General features: G+C 57.5%; 17 protein-coding genes. 9 read left to right on the forward strand and 8 right to left on the reverse strand.

What is annotated here, in order from left to right:
• Window positions 1–4: 4 nt before the first annotated feature.
• The 5 genes from G3N95_RS31665 to G3N95_RS40725 all read right to left on the reverse strand — a co-directional run bounded on the left by G3N95_RS31665 (window position 5) and on the right by G3N95_RS40725 (window position 4,349).
• Window positions 5–1,447, reverse strand: a complete 1,443-nt coding sequence (locus G3N95_RS31665) for a hypothetical protein (protein WP_205974028.1) — start codon at window positions 1,445–1,447, stop codon at window positions 5–7.
• 51 nt (window positions 1,448–1,498) lie between these two features.
• Complete coding sequence (locus G3N95_RS31670) at window positions 1,499–2,092, reverse strand: SLATT domain-containing protein (protein WP_205974029.1); 594 nt, start codon at window positions 2,090–2,092, stop codon at window positions 1,499–1,501.
• Window positions 2,070–2,954, reverse strand: coding sequence for a nucleotidyltransferase (locus G3N95_RS31675; RefSeq protein WP_205974030.1), 885 nt, complete (start codon window positions 2,952–2,954; stop codon window positions 2,070–2,072). Before G3N95_RS31675 ends, G3N95_RS31670 begins: the two co-directional genes overlap by 23 nt.
• A 150-nt stretch (window positions 2,955–3,104) precedes the next feature.
• Entirely contained in the window at window positions 3,105–4,064 is a 960-nt protein-coding gene (locus G3N95_RS31680) for an SOS response-associated peptidase family protein (RefSeq protein WP_205974031.1), read from the reverse strand.
• A 3-nt stretch (window positions 4,065–4,067) separates the two neighbouring features.
• Window positions 4,068–4,349 (reverse strand): hypothetical protein, encoded by a 282-nt coding sequence (locus tag G3N95_RS40725; protein ID WP_241019058.1) that lies wholly within the window; start codon window positions 4,347–4,349, stop codon window positions 4,068–4,070.
• Between the two features lie 89 nt (window positions 4,350–4,438).
• On the opposite strand from G3N95_RS40725, the gene imuA reads away from it, so the two are divergent.
• The 5 genes from imuA to G3N95_RS31705 all read left to right on the forward strand — a co-directional run bounded on the left by imuA (window position 4,439) and on the right by G3N95_RS31705 (window position 11,906).
• Complete coding sequence (gene imuA / locus G3N95_RS31685) at window positions 4,439–5,152, forward strand: translesion DNA synthesis-associated protein ImuA (protein WP_205974032.1); 714 nt, start codon at window positions 4,439–4,441, stop codon at window positions 5,150–5,152.
• Entirely contained in the window at window positions 5,076–6,539 is a 1,464-nt protein-coding gene (locus G3N95_RS31690; protein ID WP_205974033.1) for a DNA polymerase Y family protein, read from the forward strand. Before imuA ends, G3N95_RS31690 begins: the two co-directional genes overlap by 77 nt.
• Window positions 6,540–6,559: 20 nt before the next feature.
• Window positions 6,560–9,709 (forward strand): error-prone DNA polymerase, encoded by a 3,150-nt coding sequence (locus G3N95_RS31695; RefSeq protein WP_346778428.1) that lies wholly within the window; start codon window positions 6,560–6,562, stop codon window positions 9,707–9,709.
• A 111-nt stretch (window positions 9,710–9,820) separates the two neighbouring features.
• Window positions 9,821–11,617 (forward strand): SIR2 family protein, encoded by a 1,797-nt coding sequence (locus tag G3N95_RS31700; RefSeq protein WP_241019059.1) that lies wholly within the window; start codon window positions 9,821–9,823, stop codon window positions 11,615–11,617.
• The gene (locus G3N95_RS31705) at window positions 11,586–11,906 is read left to right on the forward strand and encodes an OB-fold nucleic acid binding domain-containing protein (protein WP_346778429.1); all 321 of its coding nucleotides are present in this window, start codon (window positions 11,586–11,588) and stop codon (window positions 11,904–11,906) included. Before G3N95_RS31700 ends, G3N95_RS31705 begins: the two co-directional genes overlap by 32 nt.
• Window positions 11,907–11,909: 3 nt before the next feature.
• Here the strand turns inward: G3N95_RS31705 and G3N95_RS31710 are convergent, their stop codons facing one another.
• Window positions 11,910–12,413: a hypothetical protein gene (locus tag G3N95_RS31710; RefSeq protein ID WP_205974034.1), complete on the reverse strand. Its 504-nt coding sequence runs from the start codon at window positions 12,411–12,413 to the stop codon at window positions 11,910–11,912.
• Between the two features lie 353 nt (window positions 12,414–12,766).
• On the opposite strand from G3N95_RS31710, the gene G3N95_RS31715 reads away from it, so the two are divergent.
• Complete coding sequence (locus tag G3N95_RS31715) at window positions 12,767–13,195, forward strand: HU family DNA-binding protein (RefSeq protein WP_205974035.1); 429 nt, start codon at window positions 12,767–12,769, stop codon at window positions 13,193–13,195.
• A gap of 252 nt (window positions 13,196–13,447) precedes the next feature.
• Here G3N95_RS31715 and G3N95_RS31720 read toward each other — a convergent pair whose 3' ends face one another.
• Together G3N95_RS31720 and G3N95_RS31725 are read right to left on the reverse strand one after the other, a co-directional pair.
• On the reverse strand, window positions 13,448–16,813 hold the full coding sequence (locus G3N95_RS31720) for a serine protease (RefSeq protein ID WP_205974036.1): 3,366 nt from the start codon (window positions 16,811–16,813) through the stop codon (window positions 13,448–13,450).
• A gap of 1,509 nt (window positions 16,814–18,322) precedes the next feature.
• Window positions 18,323–18,634, reverse strand: a complete 312-nt coding sequence (locus G3N95_RS31725) for a hypothetical protein (protein ID WP_205974037.1) — start codon at window positions 18,632–18,634, stop codon at window positions 18,323–18,325.
• Window positions 18,635–19,195: 561 nt separating this feature from the next.
• On the opposite strand from G3N95_RS31725, the gene G3N95_RS31730 reads away from it, so the two are divergent.
• The 3 genes from G3N95_RS31730 to dapA all read left to right on the forward strand — a co-directional run bounded on the left by G3N95_RS31730 (window position 19,196) and on the right by dapA (window position 22,125).
• Window positions 19,196–19,396 (forward strand): hypothetical protein, encoded by a 201-nt coding sequence (locus G3N95_RS31730; protein ID WP_205974038.1) that lies wholly within the window; start codon window positions 19,196–19,198, stop codon window positions 19,394–19,396.
• 610 nt (window positions 19,397–20,006) lie between these two features.
• Window positions 20,007–21,158 carry a porin gene (locus G3N95_RS31735; RefSeq protein ID WP_205974064.1) on the forward strand — a complete coding sequence of 384 codons (1,152 nt, stop codon included), beginning with the start codon at window positions 20,007–20,009 and terminating at the stop codon, window positions 21,156–21,158.
• A 79-nt stretch (window positions 21,159–21,237) separates the two neighbouring features.
• Window positions 21,238–22,125 carry a 4-hydroxy-tetrahydrodipicolinate synthase gene (gene dapA / locus G3N95_RS31740; protein ID WP_205974039.1) on the forward strand — a complete coding sequence of 296 codons (888 nt, stop codon included), beginning with the start codon at window positions 21,238–21,240 and terminating at the stop codon, window positions 22,123–22,125.
• Window positions 22,126–22,153 lie beyond the last annotated feature (28 nt).

Consider the following 22,153-nt stretch of genomic DNA (forward strand, 5'->3'; position numbering starts at 1 on the left):
AGCCTCAGAAAGCTGTCGCCATCTGCTTCGGCCTTGCTCGCTCCATTAACCTTTCGTAAAACGGAGCGTAGACGTCGAAAAGGTGAGGCGGCAGCTCTGGGCTGCGGTAAGGCGGCTCGTTCAGAAGGTCGGACAGCAGTAGAAGACGCTTCTCCGGGATGCTTCGACGCGTCGTGTAGTCTTCAAAAAACATCGCGAATCCGCACTTTTTCGTGCGAACAGCGTCGATAAGCCTGTCGACATGGTCGATGCTGAGAATGTAGACAGGGTTACTCGATGCGAAGTGGTCTGCCTCCGCAGTGAATAGCTGGTCCGTCTCAGCCGCGAAAAGGTCGCCGTAGGTGACGACGACCTTGTGCACAGCTGCGTTTGGGTTGGTCTTATGTACGAAAGTCTCGACGTTCCTCAGTTGTTCATCCGCCTTCTTCACGGTTGCACTGAGCTTTGATGCGTAATCGCGTGCCGTGCCAGCAGCAGGAAGTGTATGAGTCAAGGCCTTATTCTTGACTTCGAGCAACACCACATCAGCCCCATCTATGACGGCGAAATCGCAGCACTTACCACCGACCGAAAAACGGGTCCGAACTTGCTCTTCGCTCAAAATCTCGAGGCCAGTAAGATTTAGGCTGCGCCCGACGTACTCTTCGAACAGCTTTTCGAAGCTCTGCCGAATCCCGGGATTCTCGCTGCGACCAACGATGTCACTTAACGCGTATCCCAGGTTGCGGTCAAGGCAACAGCGCCCCCAAAAATACCAAGCATCATTGCTGAGCCGTGTGAAGGGGGACCGGTAAAGTAGGTTCGGTTGGAACCATTCGTCCGTGCTGACCTCGTCGAACTGTTCCGCAGTCACCTCGCGGGGGATGAGCATGGTCTGATAGAACCGCTCGACAGGTACTCGGCCAAATATTTCCTGGAGACCAGCTCGGTATCTCGGGGCAATGACTGTCGAAATATCTTCGAGTGAATGCTTTCGAAAGAGAGTCGCGATGCCGAGAAAGTCCATCGGCGGCATGCCTAGGCCGCTTTCGAACAGACGATAGAGATGCGAGTTCGGTTGCAGCTGATTGATGAGGTCAATCTGACGCGCGAAGGGCCCCAACTCTTGCTGTCGTTGGTGTGGAATTTGCGGGAGAATCCACGACCGAAGCGCAAGGTGAAACGAGCGACCGGAGCCGAATCCAGTAAACGCCAAATCAGCAAGCTTCCAGGCTTGGTCGATACACTGCCTTAATGCTTGCCGGGAGATGTCAACAAAACCATACATACGCGGCTCATCGCGCAACACCCAGACGGCTACGCGCTCGGCGAGCCATGGCGCGTGTGGCTTCCCATCATCTGCTGTGGATTCGGCCTTGATGAACTGAGACAGTTCAGCCAAAACGCTGCCGTAGGAAAATTTCCGGAGCTGGTTGCGGATTGGGCGAATCGCCTCGGCGTAGGTCATGCGTTCCGTCTCGTTTACAGTGATGAACGGCCGGCGAAGTAGCCAATGCATCTACGGCTCGCTGCGTTTCGCGCGCAGTTCTTTGGGCAGCAGTCGATTCAGCTCGTCGTCAGTGAAGAAAAGCTCCTCAGCCTGCTTGAGTGCCTTTTGAGCATCTGCGTAGGCTTGGCCGTTAGTACGGGGAGCTGCCTTGTAGATGTCTTCGAGTGTCGCGTTCAGCTGGTCTCGGGCAGCGCGGATTTCATCGACGGCGCGACCATCGTTCATGTCGACCAGAAGTGACAGGAGTGCTTCTCGGATACCCCACAGCTTGGACGCAACGATAGTGTGCTTCTGGGCCTGCTCACCCAAACTGGCTTCCTTGAAGTACAGCGTGAAGGCCAATAGGATTGTCGATAGGATAGCGCCGACAAGCGTATATGGATGAGTGTCTCCGAGAACGGCCAGCAACAAGCTGCTCGTCGTCACTGCCGACAGGAAGATTTCCGCGTTCTTGATGAGCTTGTAACGCGAGATATACCGGTCGGCCATCTTCTCGTGGGTCTTGTGGGTGTATGCCGCTCGTGCATACATCTCCCGCAACTGCCCTTCGAGTGAGGTCGCCGGTTGTGCATGTAAATTGTTAGTCTGGAAATGCTGTTCCATAGATTGCCCGAAATTTTTGCCGTGCCGACCAGTTCTCGCCGTTCGCTATGTGTGTAATCGCCTCAATGGCCCTCAGTTCCGCGGAGCGCGCCTTATTCTGAAACACATCGCTTCGGTACACATAGGAGCCGCTGCCCGGTGCAAGCCAATATATCTGTGAGGTATCTAGGTTTGCGAGGTACCGAAAGAAGTCGCGGGTCATAAAGTCATAATAGAGATAGGACTTGTCCCGGTACTCCCAGTTTGCAATGAACTGAAAAGCGAGCGTGTCGACTAGCATTCCGCTCATCGACACGTTGTTTGTGTCGCGCCAGGCTCGTGCCATTCGGCTGAGCTCGACCAGATTCTGGTTGCAGGCCATGTTCCTGACAGCGAAGGCGTTCATTTCTTGTTTCGGCTTGCAAACACGCCATGACCCGCCACCGTTCGAGTCTGCAAACGTGTAGCTCCCGTTATCGTTCACGAAGGCGGGCAAAATCTCAAACCGTATGCCATCGTCAAAATTGATGACCACTACCTGGCCATCCCCAGACACCTCGGAGGTTTTATAGGTGTTCCGGATTGAGTTTCTGACAAGAGCTAGCAATGCGGACTGGCCGTTCCCGGCGTGCCCATGGAAGCGCAGATAAAGGGAGTAAGGAAGCTCGTAAAGCAGGTCAACGTCACTAACACTTGGAATGGCAGTGCTCCGACCATACGACCCGACGTAAAAACGATACGCAGATTTTGAGTCCAGCTTGTCCCGAAGGTCATAGTTCAACTGACCCACGATACGCCCGGTTCGGTAACCAATCGAACCGCGCTTATCCGCATTGATACGAAGCGCACCACAAAACTGAGAAAACCAATCCCCTTCGCCCATTTTTACCTTCTTCTCTCGATTTATATTTTGCCTTGGAGCAAGCTGCGCTCGGCCCTGTCACAGACCTCGCCGGATGCCAGCATTACATTATTATCTTTCAGAACACAGTATCAGGAAACCGTGACGTTTTAGAAGCAGAGATACGTTGCCTCATGCCGCGAGCTTGTGCTCGTAGTAAGGCCGGTCTTTGTCATCAAGAATGGCGTACATCGCGTCCAGGCTAGAGTCGCCCGGATTGAGCCACGCTTCAATGTTCTCGGGCTTAATAGGGATGATGCAGCGGTCATGGCCGGCCGCTTCTATCTCGGGCGGCGGCTCATCGGTGATGGCCGCGAACGACAGCAGGTCTGGCTCGCCCGGTTTGGTCCATCGCGACCACAGGCAGGCGACGTGCATCAGTTGACCGTTGCTGGGACGAAACTCAAGGACGACGTTCTCGTCTTTGTCATGCGTCTCCAGCAACGTGCCTTCCATCTTCGCCTTCTTCACGTTCTCGTAGAAGACCTCGACGAGCATCACACCGTGCGTGTGGCCGAAGCACGGCTTCCAGAAACCCTCAAGATTGTCCCTGCGCGCGTTATAGGTGCCAGGGTATTTCACATCGTAGTTCGCTGGCTTGCCCGCAATCCGGCACTGGTATCGCATCGGCTTGACCACGTATTCGCCGTTCTCTATTACGAGCACCGGCGCGTAGGTGCCGGGGAAGATGCGTGAGTCCCGTGGCTTCGACTCGGTCCGGTTGATGTCTTCGATGCGGCGTAGCGCGGCCTCGATTTTATCGGTGGCGATGCGCCGGCTTTCCGTCGCAGCCTTCGTCACCTTCGATTTCAGCTTGCGCTCGGCTTCCGTCAGGCGGGTGCGCTGCTTGAAGAGGTCCTGCTCGAGCTTCGTCTTCTGCTCGGCGCGCGTCTTTTCGATGAGATGCCAAATCTCACGCTCACCATCGTTTTGCGGGTCGCGGAAGGCATCGTCGAGCGCCTTCGGTGTCTTCGCGGTGTGCCCTTCCGCCTGGAGGAAGTAAAGACGCGCAAACTCGGCGATGTCCATGTGCGCGCCGAACATCCGAACATACCGGCGATAGTCCGCCAAGATTTGAGCCGAATAGCACATGCTTCATCTCCGTAGACTGCATCGTATGTCGGTGCCGATGCATGACCCGTCACATCCGCTGCAGAAGTGCCGGTCGCGCACGCTACCGTCGACTCGCCAGCTGTTCGCGGCGCCAAGTGACTTGGTGCCCACGGTTCGGTCGTTCTCACTTGCGAAAAATGTTGGCTCGCCCGCTCTGCCGCGTGCGACTGCCTCGTCAATAGTCGCATCCCCGAACGCATGACGCAATTCGGCCACGAACGCTGCTATCTCCGGCATCGGGTGCTTGCGTACAGGCATATCCATTATCGTCTCCCATCGCGCCCAAAAAGGGACACTTCACAAAGCAGGTTTTTGATATACGATACTGTACATCCATACAGCATTTTCCAACAATGGCTGCCTTGCCCCAACACGTCGAGTCGATTCACCCAGCGCTGTGGCGCGGGGCGCAGCTCGCGCGTGTGCATGGCAGGACGGTGGATACGGGCTATGCGGCCCTGTCTGCCGAGCTACCAGGCGGGGGTTGGCCGTTGGGCGCACTGGTGGAACTGCTGGTCCAGCAACCAGGGATTGGCGAGATGCGGCTTCTGAAGCCGGCGCTCGCCGAGCTAAGCGCGCGGCCGATTGCGCTGCTGCAACCGCCGCATGTCCCCAATTCGCTAGCGTTCAGCTATCTCGGCGTACCAGTGGAACGTCTTATGAGGTTGCGCGCGCCGAAGACGGCAGATGCGCTCTGGTGCGCGGAGCGCGTGTTGCAGGCTGCGAGCTGCGGTGCGCTCATCCTATGGCAGCAGCACATCCGGACCGAGGCGCTGCGGCGATTACACCTGGCGGCGCAGGCGTCGGAAACGATGCTTGTACTCATCCGGCCGCTGGCCAGCGCACAGGACGCCTCGCCTGCCACGCTGCGGCTGGGAGTCAGACCGGCTGACGGTGGCCTCGTCGTCGACGTCGTCAAGCGACGAGGCCCAATACGAAGCGAAATGCTGTCCATCACCCTGCAACCGTCACCGATTCTGCTCAGCCCATATGGCCGTGTTCGTCGCCATCTTCCTTCCCCGGCTTTCGCTGGAGGTGTTCCGTCCGAGGTGGTCGCCTCGCACTGAGCACGGGTGCGTCGTACTCGAGCGCGACAAGGTTGTGGTGGCAGATACGATGGCGCGGGAAGCCGGCGTACTGCCCGGCATGAAACGGGGCGGAGTGACGACACTTTCGCCCGATGCGTTGATGTACGACCGGAGCATCGAGCGCGAGCGCGGGATGCAACGCGAGGTCGCGTTCGGTTTGCTGCGTTTCTCGCCGCAGGTCGCGGTCTGCGACGAGGAAACCATCGTCATGGACGTCACGGCCAGCCTGCGTCTCTTCGGTGGCATCCGCCGCGTCTGCGAATTGATGCGCGACGTGGTGAAGTCCATCGGCGTGACGGTGCGCATGAGCGTCGCCCCAACCGGTCAGGGCGCGTGGCTGCTCGCAAAGCGCGGCCGCTGCCGCGTGCTCAAGATGCCATCGCTTGAGCGCAACCTGAACGCGTTGCCGTTCACGGTCGTGCAGGAACTGCGTCCGTTTGCTGACTGGTTCCAGGGACTCGGCTGCCGGGTGCTGGCTGACGTCCGCCGCTTGCCGCGCGCCGGGCTGAAGAAGCGCTGCGGTGCAGGCTTACTCGATGCGCTCGACCGCGCCTACGGCCTTTCGCCCGAACTGTATCAATGGCTCGAGATGCCACCGACCTTCAGCGCGCGTACCGAACTCCCGGACCGTGTCGAGCATGCCGAAGCCATCCTGTTTTCGGCGAAGCGCCTCATCGTCCAGATGTGTGGCTGGTTGAGCGCGCAGCAACTCGCGCTCACTCACGCCACTGTGTCGCTCGAACATGAGCGTGGCCGCGAAGCCGTCGAGCCGACGACCCTCGAAGTCGCGCTCGCAGAACCGACATGGCATGAGGAGCATCTCGTCCGCTTGCTGAAGGAGCGCCTTGGTCGCACGGAACTCCCAGCCGCCGTACTCGCAGTTCGCCTGACAGCATCCAGCGTGCAGCCCGCAGAGCCACCGAGCGATTCGCTGTTCCCTGACCCGGGCGGGTCGGCCGAAGACCATAACCGGCTCATTGAGTTGCTGGTCGCGCGGCTCGGCTCCGAGAACGTGGAGCGCGCGGCACCAACATCCGACCATAGACCGGAGATGGCGAACCGCTGGGTGCCCATCCAGAGCGACGCGAAGGCGCAGGCGCTGCCCGTTGAACTCCCGCGACCGACCTGGCTGCTTGAGGAACCCATCAAGCTCATGATTAAGAATCATCGACCGTTTTACGGCTCGCCACTCAGGCTTGTCTCGATGGGCGAGCGCATCGAGGCAGGTTGGCATGACAGTGAAGCAGTTACACGCGACTACTACGTCGCTGAAGCTGCCGACAAAAGCTGCTACTGGATTTTTCGCGAACGGCCCGTCGTGAAAACCGAGGAAGTCCGCTGGTTCCTGCACGGCCTGTTTGGCTGAGCGGTTAGGACGGTGCGCTCGTGGACTTTCAATCGTCAATGCTTCCAGATTATGCGGAGCTGTTCGCATTCACCAACTTTACGTTTCTCCATGGCGCGTCGCACGGGGAAGAGCTGGTGCAACGTGCATCCCAGCTTGGATACTCGGGACTTGCGATAACCGACGAGTGTTCGCTCGCCGGTGTCGTGCGCGCCCATGTCGAGGCGAAGAAAGAGAAATTACCGTTGGTCATCGGTTCGTACTTCCAGCTCGTGAATGCGGACCGGACGCCGGCATTCGGCCTCATCCTGCTGGCGCAAAACCGCGAAGGCTACGGCAATCTCTCCGAGCTCATCACGCTGGGACGCATGCGTGCAACGAAGGGTGAATACCTGCTCACGCCGCACGACATCTCGAGGCCTGAGAAAGGCCACACACATCTCCGCGGCATGCCGAACTGCCTTGCCATACTGGTGCCGGACTTCCCTGCGAAAGAGGCCGCGCTCGCCGTCCAGCTCGAATGGATGAATGATGTATTCGCAGGTCGGGCATGGGTGGGACTCACCCTGCACCAGCGCGCGATGGACGACATCCACCGAGGCATCGTCGAACATGTGGCTGACAAGTATCGCGTGCCGGTCGTGGCGACAGGGAATGTTGTCATGCACGTCCGCTCGCGAAAGCCGTTGCAGGACACGATGACAGCAATCAGGCTTCGGAAGACCGTTGCCGAATGCGGTTATGACCTCGCGCCTAATGCCGAAGGGCATCTGCGTTCGCGGTTCCGGCTGGGCAACCTGTATCCGACGCGCGCGCTGTACGAGACGCTCAACGTTCTCGAGCGATGCCAGTTCTCGCTCGACGAGCTTCGGTATGAATATCCGGACGAGCTTGTGCCGGGCGGCTTCACGCACGAAGCGTATCTGCGCCAAGAGACATACATCGGCGCGCACCGGCGCTATCCCAATGGCATTCCGCACAACGTGCAGGAGCAGATTGAGCATGAGCTGCAGCTCATCCGCGAACTGGAATACGAGGCGTACTTCCTCACGGTCTACGACATCGTACGCTTCGCCCGCAGCCAGCATATCCTGTGTCAGGGGCGCGGGTCGGCGGCAAACAGTGCGGTCTGCTACTGCCTCGGCGTGACGGAGGTTGACCCCGCGCGCGGCAACATGCTGTTCGAGCGCTTCATCAGCAAGGAACGCGGCGAGCCGCCCGACATAGACGTGGACTTCGAGCACCAGCGTCGCGAGGAAGTCATCCAGTACATCTACCGGAAGTACGGGCGTGACCGGGCGGCCATTGCAGCGGCGGTATCCACATACCGACCGCGCGGCGCGCTGCGTGAAAGCGGGAAGGCCCTCGGCGTTGACCCGCAGATTGTGGACAAGGTCGCGAAGTCGCATCAGTGGTTTGACCACTCGGCCGACCTCCTCCAGCGCTTTGCGGAATCGGGACTCGACCCGGAAAATCCGCTCATCGGTCTGTGGGCGAAGCTGGCTGCGCAGATTCTCAACTTCCCACGCCACCTGTCGCAGCACTCCGGTGGCTTCGTCATCAGCCGCGGCAAGCTCACGCGCCTGGTACCCGTCGAGAACGCAGCGATGGCGGACCGCTCCGCAATCCAGTGGGATAAGGACGACCTGGAAGCGCTCGGGCTACTGAAAATCGACGTACTCGCGCTCGGAATGCTGTCGGCAATTCGGCGCACGCTCGACATCGTGTCGGAGCAACGCGGCGAGCGCTTCGAGATGCAGGACATTCCGCCCGAAGACGCGGCGACCTACGAAATGATTTCGCGCGCCGATACGGTGGGTGTGTTCCAGATTGAGTCGCGCGCTCAGATGAGCATGTTGCCGCGGATGAAGCCGCGTGAGTTCTACGACCTCGTCATCGAGGTCGCCATCGTGCGGCCCGGCCCGATTCAGGGCGGCGCTGTGCATCCATACCTGCGCCGTCGCCAGGGTCTGGAGCCAGTAACCTATCCAAGCGAAGCACTGGAGGTCGCGCTCGGGCGGACGCTGGGCGTACCAATCTTCCAGGAGCAGGTAATGCAGGTCGCCATTCTGGCTGCCGGTTTTACACCAGGCGAAGCCGACCAGTTGCGTCGCGCGATGGCCGCATGGAAGCGCAAGGGCGGCCTCGACAAATACTACGACCGCATTGTCAACGGCATGACGGAGCGCGGGTACACGAAGGACTTTGCCGAATCCATCTTCCAGCAGATTCACGGCTTCGGCGAGTACGGTTTCCCTGAGAGCCACGCGGCGAGCTTTGCGCTGCTCGTCTACGCGAGCAGTTGGCTGAAGTGTCACGAGCCGGAAGCGTTTCTCGCCGCGATGCTGAACAGCATGCCGCTCGGCTTCTATTCTGCGTCGCAGCTCATTCAGGATGCACAACGCCACGGTGTGAAGGTGCTGCCGGCTGATGTCACCATCAGCAACTGGGATTCGGTCCTCGAGAGCCATGCGTCTGCATCAAGGCCGGCAGTACGCCTAGGCCTGTCGCTGCTGAAGGGCATGAAGGACGGCGCCGCCGAACGTATTGAAGCTGCGAGAGCCGTGAGACAGTTTGCCAGCGTCAGCGACCTCGCCAAACGCGCGCAGCTCGACCGGAAGGACCTTCAGGTTCTGGCCGCCGCGAATTCGCTGTCGTCGCTCGCTGGAAACCGGCGTGAAGCCCTCTGGACGTCCGTCGCCGCGGTACCCGACCGTGACATTCTTGCTGATGCGCGAGTGGATGATGAAACGCCTGTGCTTGGCGCGCCGTCGGAGGGCGAAGACATTGTCGCCGACTACAACTCGATGAGCCTCACGCTCGGCCGTCATCCGCTATCGCTGCTGCGGCCGGCGCTGCTCGAGCAGCGGCTCGTGCCGGCGGCGACGCTGATGACTTACCGCAATGGCCGACTCGCGCGCGGCTGTGGACTGGTGACCGTTCGCCAGCGGCCAGGGACGGCAAAGGGCGTGATGTTTGTGACCATCGAGGACGAGACGGGCAACGTGAACGTCATCATCTGGCCGTCAATCCAGGAGCGATTCCGGCAGGAGACGCTTGGCGCGTCGCTGCTTGCGGTGTACGGGACGTGGCAATGCGAGGGTGAGGTCCGCCATCTGGTCGCGCAACGCCTAGTCGATATGTCGCATCTGCTCGGCGGGATTACGGCGGTCAGTCGAAACTTCTGCTGAGTTCGCAATGTAAGAAACCTAGCATTCAGCGACGAAATTCTGACTGGGAGCTTGCCTTCGAATCGATGCAGCATCCATAGAGACGGTCAAACCGGTGAATGTAAGTAACGGATGAAGCCCGGTAGACTATTGCTCTTCCGCTACTGTCAAGGAACTGTTTTGCTCGACCCATCTATTTCGCTTGCGTTTTCGATGCAGTCCAATCGAGGTGTATATGCGCTTTTGCTCGGCTCAGGCGTGTCCCGGTCATCGAGAATTCCGACTGGTTGGGAAATCGTTCTCGAACTCGTAAGGAAAGTCGCGCGGCTGGAAAGCGCAGATTGCGAACCGGACCCGGCGGCATGGTATGTCGAGCGGTTCAAGAAGCAACCTGATTACGGCGAGTTGCTCGACGCAGTAGCTAAAACTCCAGATGAACGACAGGCACTTTTGCGCGGCTACTTCGAACCGACGGATGAAGAGCGGGACGACGGAGCCAAGATGCCGACGAAAGCTCATAGGGCCATCGCAAAACTCGTGCGTGGTGGCTACGTTCGTCTCATTGTCACGACCAACTTCGACCGTCTGACCGAGCGCGCGCTCGAAGATGAAGGCATCGCACCTATCGTTGTAAGTGGGCCCGACCAGCTGGGCGGCCTTCCGCCTTTCGCTCATTTGGGATGCTGTGTGGTGAAAGTCCACGGCGACTATCTCGACACGCGCATCAGAAATACGCCGACCGAACTCGAAACATACGCGCCCGAGATGAATCGATTTCTCGACCGCGTATTCGATGAGTTCGGTCTCGTGGCTTGCGGTTGGTCGGCAGACTGGGATACAGCGCTGCGTGCTTGCATTGAGCGGGCACCGTCACGGCGATATTCGATGTATTGGGCCGCGAGAGGCACCGTAGGTACGTCAGCCCAGAAGTTGCTAACCCTGCGTGCAGGTTACCCAATTCCTATCTCGGGCGCGGATGAGTTCTTCGAAGAGCTTCAATCGAAAATTGAGTCCATTGAAGAGTTCAACGCGCCGCATCCATTATCCGCCGCGGTTGCAGTCGCATCCGTGAAGCGCTTTCTAAGCGACTCTGCCCATCGTATCCGGCTCTCCGACTTGCTCGATAACCTCGGTCGCAGCTTGGCGATAGCATTGCGAGACGGGCCGTTCGCGGATGTCGGGTCTCCGGTCAGTAGGGAAAGCGTGACGCAACGAGTGAAAACCTACGACTCGATGACGAGCACGCTGGTGTCTGTAGCTGTGGCTTGCGGCCGCTGGGGCGACGCCGATGCGACACGACAGTTGCGCCGTGTACTGGACCGTATCTATGCCGCGCGCCAGCAAAACGGCGGCCTGAGCGTATGGGTCAACTATCAATGCTACCCTTCGGCGCTCATAGGCTACGCGGTCATGTTAGGTGCGTCTCTTGGCGACAATTTGGATGCAGTCTCGAAGATGTTCGAGAACGAGGTACGAGGGATTAATCAAGGGACGCCACTGGCTCAACTATTGCCGCCATTTTCTTTTCTTGAAGACCCTGAGGGGTGGGGCCGGCTCTTGGAGGGTATGGACCGACGTCGAGCTCCCGTCAACAATTGGTTGGAAGAGACGTTGTTTAATTCCATCGGGGCTGAGTTTGCATCAAGGTCAGAATTCGAAGAGCACTTCGACTGGGTCGAAATTGTGCTGGCGCTCGCTTGCCGCCAAAGTCGTGCCTCGAGCCAGCTTGGAGATTGGTTTCCACCGGGCGCCTTCGGATACCGCAGAACTGGACGAGAGTTGGCAACTGCTCGGATTAATAACTCGTTGGGCGAGCTTGGTGGGCGCTCGCCGTATGTGCTTTCCGGCTTGTTTGGAGCTACTGCGGAAGAGTGCCGAGTGGCCGTGCTTATGCTGAATGAATCCATACCGCAACTTCGATGGTGGTAGTCGGACGCAGGGCACGTGTGGATGTGGGTTGGTGACGGTACGTCAGCGACCCGGGATGGCGAAGGGCGTTATGTTCGCGACCATCGAGGATGAGACCGGAAACTTAAACGTCATCATCTGGCCGTTGCTGCAAGAGAAGTTCCGGCAGGAAGCACTGGGTGCTTCCCTGCTGGCAGTGTACGGAACGTGGCAATGCGAGGGCGAGGTCCGCCACCTGGTCGCCCAGCGACTTGTCGATATGTCGCATTTGCTCGGTAGGCTTACCGCCGTCAGTCGAAACTTCTGCTAGCAGCTACCGGCTTTGCTGAGCGAAGGGGTGGATGGGGTATACCTTCTCGGGTTGATTGACGCGTTCGAGCATCTGGACCTTTGACCAGTCCGCCACCATTGCCTCCAGGCCTCGCACCACATTGGCTTCCAGCGGCTGTATCCCTGCGTCACCGTTGAAGTTAGCGCTGAACGCTGTGTGGAATCGGTACTGAAAGTACCCTGAGGTTTCGGCTATTCGCTCAGGTGTATTGGAGTCCGTGTAGATGACAGACTCGGGCGCGAACGGGTCATAGTAAATCACACTCGGATAGTCAGTTTTGACTGCGACGCGCGGCTCGTCGCAGACCATCAGCGAGCCTACAAGCTGGATTGAGCCTTTCATGCCCTTCGGGGTTTTGAACACCCAGATGCGCTTCGGCAAGCGCCCCACGAGCTCCGAGAGCTTCGAATTATTGGAGCCAAGGTACCCCACCTCGCGGCTTTTGAGGTTGGTTTCGAGCTTTTGCCAGTAATAAAAGATGTCCATTCAACGACGCCTGATAGTTCGGTAGGTCGGACAGATTGCCCTTCATGTTACCAACTCGGCGCGGAACTCTCCCCCGACCCGCGGCTCGTACATCACTACCTCAAGACGAACCCTAGTTGCTCTGAAAGCTGCCTGCTGCACTACCGTGTGAAGCATCCACCAAGCGTCGGCAGGTCACAAAACTGGTCTAGGCTCAGCTGCAAAAGCGAAATACACCCTTTTATAAGGGGCTTTCTGCTTGCATTGACTACAAACCGTTGCTACGCTTGCCTCCAGCTTAAGACGGCGCATGTGCCGAGTGCTTTACCTCTGGGGTGCCTCGTCTTAAGCATTCTCAAAATCTGAAAATGAGGATGTCCATGGTAACGAAGACGGCAAAACCCGCAGCCAAGAAGGCTGCAACCAAGACGTCAGTGAAGAAGGCTGCAGCCCCGGCGAAGAAAGCGGCTACCGCGCCTACCGCGCTCAAGCCGATGAAAGATACGTTCACTAAGGCGTCGCTTGCTACTCACGTAGCCACGCAGGCCGGTGTCGAACCGAAGCAAGCGAAAGCCATCCTCGCGGCCTTGGAAGACACTATTCTGGGCGCTGTTCACAAGAAGGGTGCTGGTGAGTTCACGCTCTCCGGCCTGCTCAAAATTGGCGTGCAGCAAGTGCCGGCCAAGAAAAAGCGCTTTGGCAAGGACCCGTTCACGGGTGAGGAGCGCTGGTTTGACGCCAAGCCTGCGAGCGTGCGCTTGAAGGTGCGCCCGCTGAAGAAGCTGAAGGACGCCGCCGCATAAGCGCGCGTCGCTTGTTAAAAAGCCCGCTTTTAGAGCGGGCTTTTTTTCGACATCGACTTCAGCAGACAACATCGACCTGGTTCAACCGAAACCAGCCCTGTTGCAAACCAGCCGGTTGCGACGCATCCTGCCAATGCCCTTCATTTTTTCTGAGCAAGAAACAACTTTTCTCTCAGGATGGGATTCGGGGTGCGCGTGTGGGAACCCTTTCTCATCGAAAGCTCCGTGGCAGCAAGCCATAACCCTGATGGTTCATTTGCGCCAAGGCGATTCAGAAAAGGTGCGATGTAGCTTAAAAACTTCCGTAATCGATACCACCGCATTGTTCCCGCCGCCTTGAGTAGACCCTTCTTTCGCGATACCAACCAAACGATTCGCCTCATCTAACACAGGGCCGCCACTGTTCCCCTTTCGTATATTTTGAGCAATCTCGTAGTGCGAGTAAGCCTTTTCGTTATATTGATTCGCTATCGAGGTAGCGTACTTCGACAACGTCTTGCCCGCGGAGTGGTTCGGAAACCCGCATAACTTCACCGGTACTCCAGTCTCAATTGTGGTCTCGGTGACATCCAAATACCAAGACGTTTCAGGAAGTTGCGTTATCGGTCTCAACAACGCGATGTCAGGAATTTCCGATGACCAGATTATTTCCAACTCACAAATGTCTTTCATCAATCTGTCTTGTAGGAAGATTCGCCCGCCGTCCACTCCGAAGTATCCCTGCGGCTCAGTGTCGTGCTCCTCCATCGGTCGCTGAACGACGTGGTCACACGTAACAATCCCAAAGCCATTCATCAAGAAACCGGAGCCTTCACTGTACTTCATCACATCTTCGTCTCTGCAATATATGCGATACACGGCTCGTTCAAGGTCGACGACATCCAAACTGTCCGATGCTGAAATCTGGATAGAAAGCTCCGGTGCTGCATGTCCTTCAGTCAAATGAGCTCTAGCAGTTTCTATCACATTGGACGAACCGAGCGATTCTGTTGCAAGGTCTAACGTCGACAAGGCATCACGCGTTCTTCCAAGACGGCCAAGCGCCACCGATAAATATGCAGCTACTGGGGCCGTGATGTGCTCCGTGAATAAGTTACGTAAGACCCTCTCGGCCTGACCCGTATAGCCAATCACCAACAAAAGTATGGCCTTGTTCGTCAGATAGGACTCGGCATTCGCCTTCGTAAGGTCGAAGGTAGACTCCATCTCTTCCGCTTCCGCCAAGAGCGACTTTGCGTTCACCAACTCTTTTCCCTGAAGCTGACGAAAGGGTTCATTTTCGATGAGACAAGCCAGCTTCGCAGCAAAAAGATTGAACCCGTATTCGGATACTCCACGATTTCGCGCATGCAACTGTGCAAATACTTGCTTAGCCAACTGGATGTCGCCCCCTTCCTTGTTGAATTGGGCCACGGCTCGATAAAAACGTATTGTGTCGCGCGCAGCATCCGCGTTCACTTGTGGAATCTCAGGCGGGACGTCAATGCTTTCCAACGTGCTCCAGTCTTGCGTTGCTAGTGCGAGCTGCAAGCGATGACGCAATCTAACTACGGCGAACTGACCAGCTAGCGGTTGCCGAGGCACGGGCATTGAATCTATGTATGCTTTGGCAGTCTCATACTCCTCAGCGGCCAACAGTTCGTCGATTCGAAATTGGAAATCTGTGAGGTAACGCGCTGTGCCAGCACGCCGCGGCACTAGGTCTCTGATTCGTTCCTGTATCTGCGGCCGCATCGCATCTGGCACTTCTCTGCAGAGCTGCGCCAAGAACGCTGGTTCGTCGATAGCAAGGATTTCCTTCAACAACCGCGCACCGTCGACCACGTCTACGCGACGCAGCGCATGTCCGAAATCGGCTGCCAGTCCACTGTCGTTCGCTGCTCCAGTCGGCGCTCTTTCGAACCTAACAGAAAATGCCTCAATTCGCCCTCGCTCAATATTTGCAAAGGCGCCAGAATAAACCGCCTCAATCATTGCGTCGACCAGTGCACTTGGCACCCCATTTCTTTGTCCTCCGATTGCACGAGCAAGTATTCTCAAGTGTGCTCGAAGGGCGCGAGCGAGGTTATCCTTGACAGTGTATGGGTTCTCGTCGGGCTGAATCGACGAGAGTCGATTTTCGATGCTTATGGGAAATAGAAATTCGCGCTGCTTTTCCTCGTCTAGGCGTTGACTCATAGCGAAGAGAGTGGCTGCAGAGTCTAGGCCGATGCGGGTCGTCGACAGACGATAATTGTCTTCACGTATTGACTCAATATACGCCGTCACTACCGGCAAACAATCTACGTCCGATACAAGCTGCCCAGCGTCGATAACGTCAAGTGCTGCGGAGAAGGCTGGCAAGCCAACGTTGGTGTCGTAGTCTCCACTTAGAAGCGCGTCGCACATCGACAGAAGATAGTCGCTCGAAAGCCCACTGAGCTCCGAGCGGCAGGCCGCAAGCATCTCGCCAGTTGGCAGGCCTGTTTCATTTTCCAAAGAAGCATTAGCGTGTAACCCGTGAAGTAGCGCCGCTAGTTCACAAGGCGGAACAATCTTCGATTTAGCATGTTGACACGTAACTGAGAGAGCGTCGGTGAAGGCCTGAATTCGAGCGAATTCGTTATCACGTGTTGTGAGTCGCCTATCCCACGTTCCCGTGGCTACTCTCCACTTTGATATTAGGAGACATGCCAACGAAGATGCGGCTGGAGTAAGCACCATATCTGCCAGAAGCGCCGGCCGTTGTTCGACCCAAAAGAGTACCGTTGACAAGACTTCCGGATGCTTCAGCGCCAAGTGAAGCAGCCTGCTGGAAATCGGATGTGGTGCCGGGGCGTTGTCGGCATGTGCAACCTCAGCTAAGAGTAGGCTAACTACATTGGCAGCATGGCTCCATGCGCCGTTCTCATAGCGCATGCGCTCCATTTGCTTATCGACCAGCCACTCTGCCTTGGCGGTGAGTGCTTTTGGAATTTCAGGCAACCAAGAGGAAACAACCGAGCTCTCTGCCTGACGCGAATGAGCGACTTGAAGAACAGCTCTCTGCCGGTACTCGTTCCATGAAAGGGGCTTCGCATCGTTTTCGAGCACCGCGAGCGCTGACATGATGAAATGATTGCGCGCGTCTTCACCCCATACTTCCGACGGTATGAGTTTAGGATAATTGAGGTTCTCCCAAACACGCAGCCAATCGAACAAAAATTCTGCGTCTCCTGTGTGGTGCCGCTCATCGCGGTCCCACAACCGGGCAGCTACCCATGTTGGCGTCAAACAGGCAATGTGAGACGGAGAAATTTCCCGGCTGACGACTGACTCTCCGAGTGCAACGAGCTCGGCGTTTGCACCGGCCGGAACTGTGAATCGAAAACTTAGGTCATGAATGACATTGAGCCATGCGACAAAGGCAGCTAGTCTGTCTTTGTTTGGCTCGGTTGCAATGCGCGCAACATCAAACGGTACGCTCATGGATTGCCAGCCGGATGCTATCCATCCTTCGGCAATAAGGTCATCCAGAGTGGGAAGACCTTCGATGCCCTGCGCGGCCTCCAGATAAATCTGCCTTGCGCGTGCAGGTACATCGTTGCTAAGAATGACCAGGTTTTGAAAGAGTTTCAACACCAACTCATCGTCGAACATTCGCTCGGATTGGGCTGGGGCACGCTGCTGCCGACTGACGCCCAAGGTCCGTTCAAATCGTTCCCTTAACGTGATTCGCGTTTCCCCGGGAGCAATGTTTAAGCTTTCGAATCGTGTCATTCTTTTCACTTGGAAGAAATAAGCGCGGCGGGCGCCAATTTCATAGTATCAAAGCGGAGAACGACTCGCTCGCCTTCGTGACGAGGCTAGGTGTACCGCTTGCGCACCGGTGTTCAAGCCACCGCCGCAAGGAACGTCGATGTGTTATTTACATATCAAGGCGTTTTGTACCGCCTTCGCAAAGAGGGTCATCAACAGGATTTACTCGCCAGGCGCCGTAGTGGTTCCGCACGTGTTAAGAAACTGCTCGAGTGACTCTCTAGGAGTATTGTTGTGTGACAGTCTCGATTGAGTTGCGCAATCCAACTCACCGAACACTGCGGGTAGCAATCTTTCATGTCCAATGGAGGTGGCGATGAGCAAAGGAACAGGTGGTGCTCAAAATGGCGCGCGCGGTAGTTCGGGCGGTACATCGAAGGGCTCATCCAGCGGGGCTAAGTCGGGTGGGAACGGTGGCCGGTCGGGAGGTGGCTCTACAGGTGGTAATTGGCCGAGTACGACTGGCAATCCGTCAGGCGGTGGGCGTGGCAATGCGGCACCGCGCGGAAGTCGATGACGATTCGCGGCGGCTAGGATACGCGGGGCGCGGTAAGTGGGAAGCCGGTTGAAAGCGGCTGCATAATCCGATTGCTGCACTGCAGGGAAGCAAGAAATAAGGTTCTGCTTCCCTGCGAAGCAGCAAACTACTGCGAACTTCATCCTCTCACCGCTTATTGCCTAGCCAGCCAAAATTTTTTGCAAATAAATCTCGGCTGCGGGCCGTGCGTTTTGCTGACGCACACTCTTTTTTTTGCAAAATCATCACCCCTGTTGCGCGGTATACATAGTGCTGCCCGTTCCGTGGTGCAGCCGCGCGACTGGTCGGACATCAATGGCAGCGGTCGCGGGATAGCCGGTATTGTGGGATAGCCTTGAGATACCGGACAGGGTGGCGAAGTTAGCGCCCTGAGGCGAACGGCTGACGGGCGACGCTGGCTCCGAGGGGCATCTCACGATGCCGGGAACGTGTCTGAAGGCCTCGCTCAGGATAAGGCGGGGCTCAACTTCACCAAGGGGCATTCAGAAAAACTATAGATGCACGCTAGAGAGAATGCTCAAACGTTGGAAGGTGAAACAAGGGGTTACGGGGTTGGTGCGCTCTCCCCGAGAGACGACGCCTGCAGTTGGGCCGGGGCGGTCGTCCAGAAGGGCGTCGAATGATGCGAGGTCCACGACGCTTTGTATAAGGCGCGCTATCTCATTTCGTTGCACAACGGCATGACCGTGCGGTGCGATGTTGAGGAGTGGGCGCTCGATTTCGGCCCGGAGCCGAAGATGATTGACGCTACGTTGAAGATGGCCGGAGTCGGCACCAGCCTTCTCAAACAGTAGTTGTTAAGGGTGGGCGGCCTATTGGCTTGCTGAGGTCGTCCGGACAACAGTCGGCTCCCCGGTTTTTCTGAACATCTCGTCCATCAGGTCTTGCACGACGCCGTCGGCATTTGGAAATTGGTGTAGCACCGAGTTTTTCCAGTGACCTGATGCAATCAGCCCGCCGGACGGTGCCTTGTAAAAGCGGATGTCCATTGAGCGCAGGTACATCACGATGTCCCAGAACCAGCTGTCTGTGTACGAGACGTTCATGTCTGTCTTGTCGCAAGCCGGTGCAATGGCCACCGACACACCATGATTCTCGAGGTTTCGCTGAATCGCCGCATCCATGTCCGCCGACCTACCGCCATGTGCTGTGAAGCATGCGGTAGTCATGGGGGATTTGCCTGACTGCGGCCCACCGGTCACGGATTGAGTCGTTGAGCAACCAGACAAGGCGGCAAGAGTCAGAGCTGCGATAGCCAATCTTTGTAGATGCACGGAAATCCTCGGAACGTTTTATAGGTTAATGCTCTATCGGCGAGAGTCCGCGGAGACTTGAGGGATGGCGTCTGAAACGCACGGGCAATGAGTATCCGACGGTGATAGTTGATGTCGTCCGGATGCGGAGCCTTGTCGCCGAGATGGACAGACTCTGTGGCGCGGTTCAAAGGGCCTAGCGCTACGAAACTCGCTCTAACCTGGTCGCGCTTGAACGCTTACGCAACGATGAACGGTCGCGCCACGGCGGCGTTTCGGCTGAATCGCCGCCGGCACCGCTCGACGCCATGAAGCGTTACCCGTAATAGACGCGCGTGGCGCAACGGCGACCTCGACGCCGCACTTGAACTTTCGGTTGCGCGCCGCTACATGGAACAGATACAACTTTGACTGCATTGTTGCGACCACGCGATGGAAACTGAAGTCTATAAGGGATATGTCATTTACGGTCATTCCATTGACGAAGGAGAAGTGTTCGCCTCGAGCGGGACCGTCATATCGAATGGCAGGGTTGTCGGAAGCAGCGGCGTTCTCGAATTCTTTCGCTCGGAAGAAGACGCGATGGCCGCGGGCCTCGCCTGGGCTCGTGAGTGGGTCGACATCAACGGTTGACCGGAAGGTTTGGTACCGCTGCAGAAGGCTCCCCCGCTTGAAGCATTCGTTGCTGCATTTCAGCATCACGCGCCAACCTCCTCCACGCGCATGAACGAGGCATATCGGTAAATCGATAGGTTCGACCCCGACCAGGGTGAGCGTGCACATCACGTCTCCTCCGTTGTGTTTCTCGGTAGACGAATATTTGACCGCCGCGCCGCGATGTGCTGCGGTATCGGATTCCAGAGAGCGTCCCGCTCGATTCTCCCGTTCGCCAGCCGTTCTCCCCACGTTAGACCTATGACGCATACGGGCCGCCTCACAGCGGCTTGGTCGTAGCACCGGCCGGTTTCGTCGCGTCCGCGATTTCGTACATCTTTCGTCGCAACGCACTGGTCGATAAATTTTGACCGAATCAGTCAAAGTGACACCCTCTTCACATCCATACCCTCATTTTTAAATGCCCGGTTCAATCAAAATATCGGGTTTGTCCTGATATTTCTGAGCGATTCGATTACCTAGAATGCACACAACGGTCAAAACAAAGCACTGACAGCAGGCTGGAAGCTCATCCATCGACCGATTTGTGACCGAATCGGTCAAAAAATCTAAAATTGGAGACAAATCGATGAAAAGGTCTTTCGCGCTACTTGGCATCCTCGGCGTTACAGCCACTGCGCATGCACAAAGCAACGTAACGCTCTACGGTCTGATAGACACCTCGCTGGTCTACACGAACAACCAGAAAGGCGGTACGAACTATCAGATGTCAAGCGGCGTCGAGTCTGGGAGCCGCTGGGGTATGAAAGGCGCGGAAGACCTGGGCGGCGGCCTGAAAGCCATCTTCCAGCTGGAGAACGGTTTCAGCAGCACCGTAGGCACGCTTGGCCAGAACGGTCGCATGTTTGGACGAGCTGCATTCGTCGGCATCACTTCCCAGACCTTCGGAAGTTTCACGGCCGGCCGTCAAAACGAGCCGTCTGCCGATTTCGTCGGACCCCTCGTTGCATCAAATCAGTGGGCGGGAGGTATCGGTGCGCATCCTGGTGACACGGATAACCTCTACGTCAACTCGCGGATTAGCAACAGCATCAAGTACCTGAGCCAGGACTTCGGCGGCTTCCGCGTCGGCGGCCTGTTCAGCCTGGGCGGTACAGCAGGCAACTTCAGCAATAACCGTATCTGGAGCGTCGCCGCAGGCTACAACCGTGGACCCTTCGCTCTTGGCGCTTCTTACATCAGAACCGCTCAACCCAACACGGCTCTGTGGGACGGCACGGCGGGTGCCGCTGCCATCTCTCCAAACAACACTCCCATCTACTCGGGATATGCGTCAGCGCGCACGTTGAGTGTGGCTTCCGTCGCAGCGAACTACACACTCGGGTCCGCGAGATTTGGTCTGTCGTATTCAAACTCGAATTTCGGGGACCTCGGTTCGCCTGCCGCTTCCGCGCCCATCGCGCGATACAAGGGGGCGACAGTCGTGTTCGACAACTACGAAGCTAACTTCAACTATCAGGTGACGCCGGCACTTCTACTCGGCGTAGCCTACGACTATACCCACACACGCGGTGCGGGCGATGCGCACTACAACCAGGCGAACGTCGGCGGAGATTATTTCCTGTCGAAGCGTACCGACGTTTATCTGACTGCAGCCTACCAGCATGCGAGCGGCATCGACTCCACGGGCAAGGCGGCTGTGGCCGCGCTGTGGCCGGTCACGGCATCGAGCAATTCGCACCAGATTGTTGCGGCGCTGGGCTTGCGACACAGGTTCTAACCGAAACGACTGCGCCGCTTGCGTGGCCGGTGATATGCGGGTAGCAAACGCTGCCCGAAGCAAAGTGGAGAATTCGAGCATGTCAGTCACTTTCAAGGGAATCATTCCCGCCCTCATCACTCCGATGACGCCGGCCGAAGAGGTCGACGAAGCCGGTCTGCGCACACTCATCGAACGTCTGATTGGCGCAGGCGTGCACGCCCTCTTTGTTCTGGGCACAAACGGCGAATTCATCGGGTTGTCCGAAGCAGAGAAGCTTCGCATCGCCACCATTGCTGTCGACCAGGCGCGTGGCCGCGTTCCCGTTATCGCGGGCACGGGCGCTTACGCGACGCGCAACGTCATAGAACTGAATGCGAAGATGCAGGACACAGGCGTCGATGCCGTGTCCGTTATCACGCCGTATTTCAACGGCGCGACGCAGCAGGAACTGTTCACGCACTATGAGCGCATCGCACGGGGCACATCGCTGCCTGTGATGCTCTACACGATTCCAGCCAAGGCGGGTATCACGCTCAACGTCGACACCGTGCGTCGGCTCTCGGAGATTCCGAATATCCGCGGCATCAAGGACAGCGGTGGCGACTTCGACCGCCTGCTGCAGCTGATTAACCTGCGCCGCGACGACTTCGCCGTCTTTACCGGCACCGATTCGATGATTCTCTGGACGCTGATTGCCGGCGGCGACGGTGCAGTAGCTGCCACGACAAACGCTGTCCCGAGCGTCGTCATGTCTATCTGGAACAGCTTCCAGGCAGGCGATATTAAATCCGCGCGTCAGGCGCAGGAATCACTGCGCGCGCTGCGCGATGCATTCGCGCTCGGCACGATGCCCGTCGTCCTGAAAACTGCCGCGATGATGCTGGGTATGCCCGCAGGTCCTGCGCGCTCCCCGGCGCAACCACTCGACGATGCGGCTCGCGAGCGGCTCGCGAAAGCCATCGCGATTTATCCGCGCGCTGACTGAGCACCGGCACCGAGCACCGGCCTGAATT

Source organism: Paraburkholderia sp. Tr-20389 (assembly GCF_017104565.1).
Lineage (GTDB): Bacteria > Pseudomonadota > Gammaproteobacteria > Burkholderiales > Burkholderiaceae > Paraburkholderia.

Coding starts and splice junctions, on each gene's coding strand:
- G3N95_RS31665 (WP_205974028.1), bottom strand. CDS start 1,447: ATGACCTACGCCGAGGCGATTCGCCCAATCCGCAACCAGCTCCGGAAA.
- G3N95_RS31670 (WP_205974029.1), bottom strand. CDS start 2,092: ATGGAACAGCATTTCCAGACTAACAATTTACATGCACAACCGGCGACC.
- G3N95_RS31675 (WP_205974030.1), bottom strand. CDS start 2,954: ATGGGCGAAGGGGATTGGTTTTCTCAGTTTTGTGGTGCGCTTCGTATC.
- G3N95_RS31680 (WP_205974031.1), bottom strand. CDS start 4,064: ATGTGCTATTCGGCTCAAATCTTGGCGGACTATCGCCGGTATGTTCGG.
- G3N95_RS40725 (WP_241019058.1), bottom strand. CDS start 4,349: ATGGATATGCCTGTACGCAAGCACCCGATGCCGGAGATAGCAGCGTTC.
- imuA (WP_205974032.1), top strand. CDS start 4,439: ATGGCTGCCTTGCCCCAACACGTCGAGTCGATTCACCCAGCGCTGTGG.
- G3N95_RS31690 (WP_205974033.1), top strand. CDS start 5,076: ATGGCCGTGTTCGTCGCCATCTTCCTTCCCCGGCTTTCGCTGGAGGTG.
- G3N95_RS31700 (WP_241019059.1), top strand. CDS start 9,821: ATGAAGCCCGGTAGACTATTGCTCTTCCGCTACTGTCAAGGAACTGTT.
- G3N95_RS31705 (WP_346778429.1), top strand. CDS start 11,586: ATGAATCCATACCGCAACTTCGATGGTGGTAGTCGGACGCAGGGCACG.
- G3N95_RS31710 (WP_205974034.1), bottom strand. CDS start 12,413: ATGGACATCTTTTATTACTGGCAAAAGCTCGAAACCAACCTCAAAAGC.
- G3N95_RS31715 (WP_205974035.1), top strand. CDS start 12,767: ATGTCCATGGTAACGAAGACGGCAAAACCCGCAGCCAAGAAGGCTGCA.
- G3N95_RS31720 (WP_205974036.1), bottom strand. CDS start 16,813: ATGTTCGACGATGAGTTGGTGTTGAAACTCTTTCAAAACCTGGTCATT.
- G3N95_RS31725 (WP_205974037.1), bottom strand. CDS start 18,634: ATGGATGCGGCGATTCAGCGAAACCTCGAGAATCATGGTGTGTCGGTG.
- G3N95_RS31730 (WP_205974038.1), top strand. CDS start 19,196: ATGGAAACTGAAGTCTATAAGGGATATGTCATTTACGGTCATTCCATT.
- G3N95_RS31735 (WP_205974064.1), top strand. CDS start 20,007: ATGAAAAGGTCTTTCGCGCTACTTGGCATCCTCGGCGTTACAGCCACT.
- dapA (WP_205974039.1), top strand. CDS start 21,238: ATGTCAGTCACTTTCAAGGGAATCATTCCCGCCCTCATCACTCCGATG.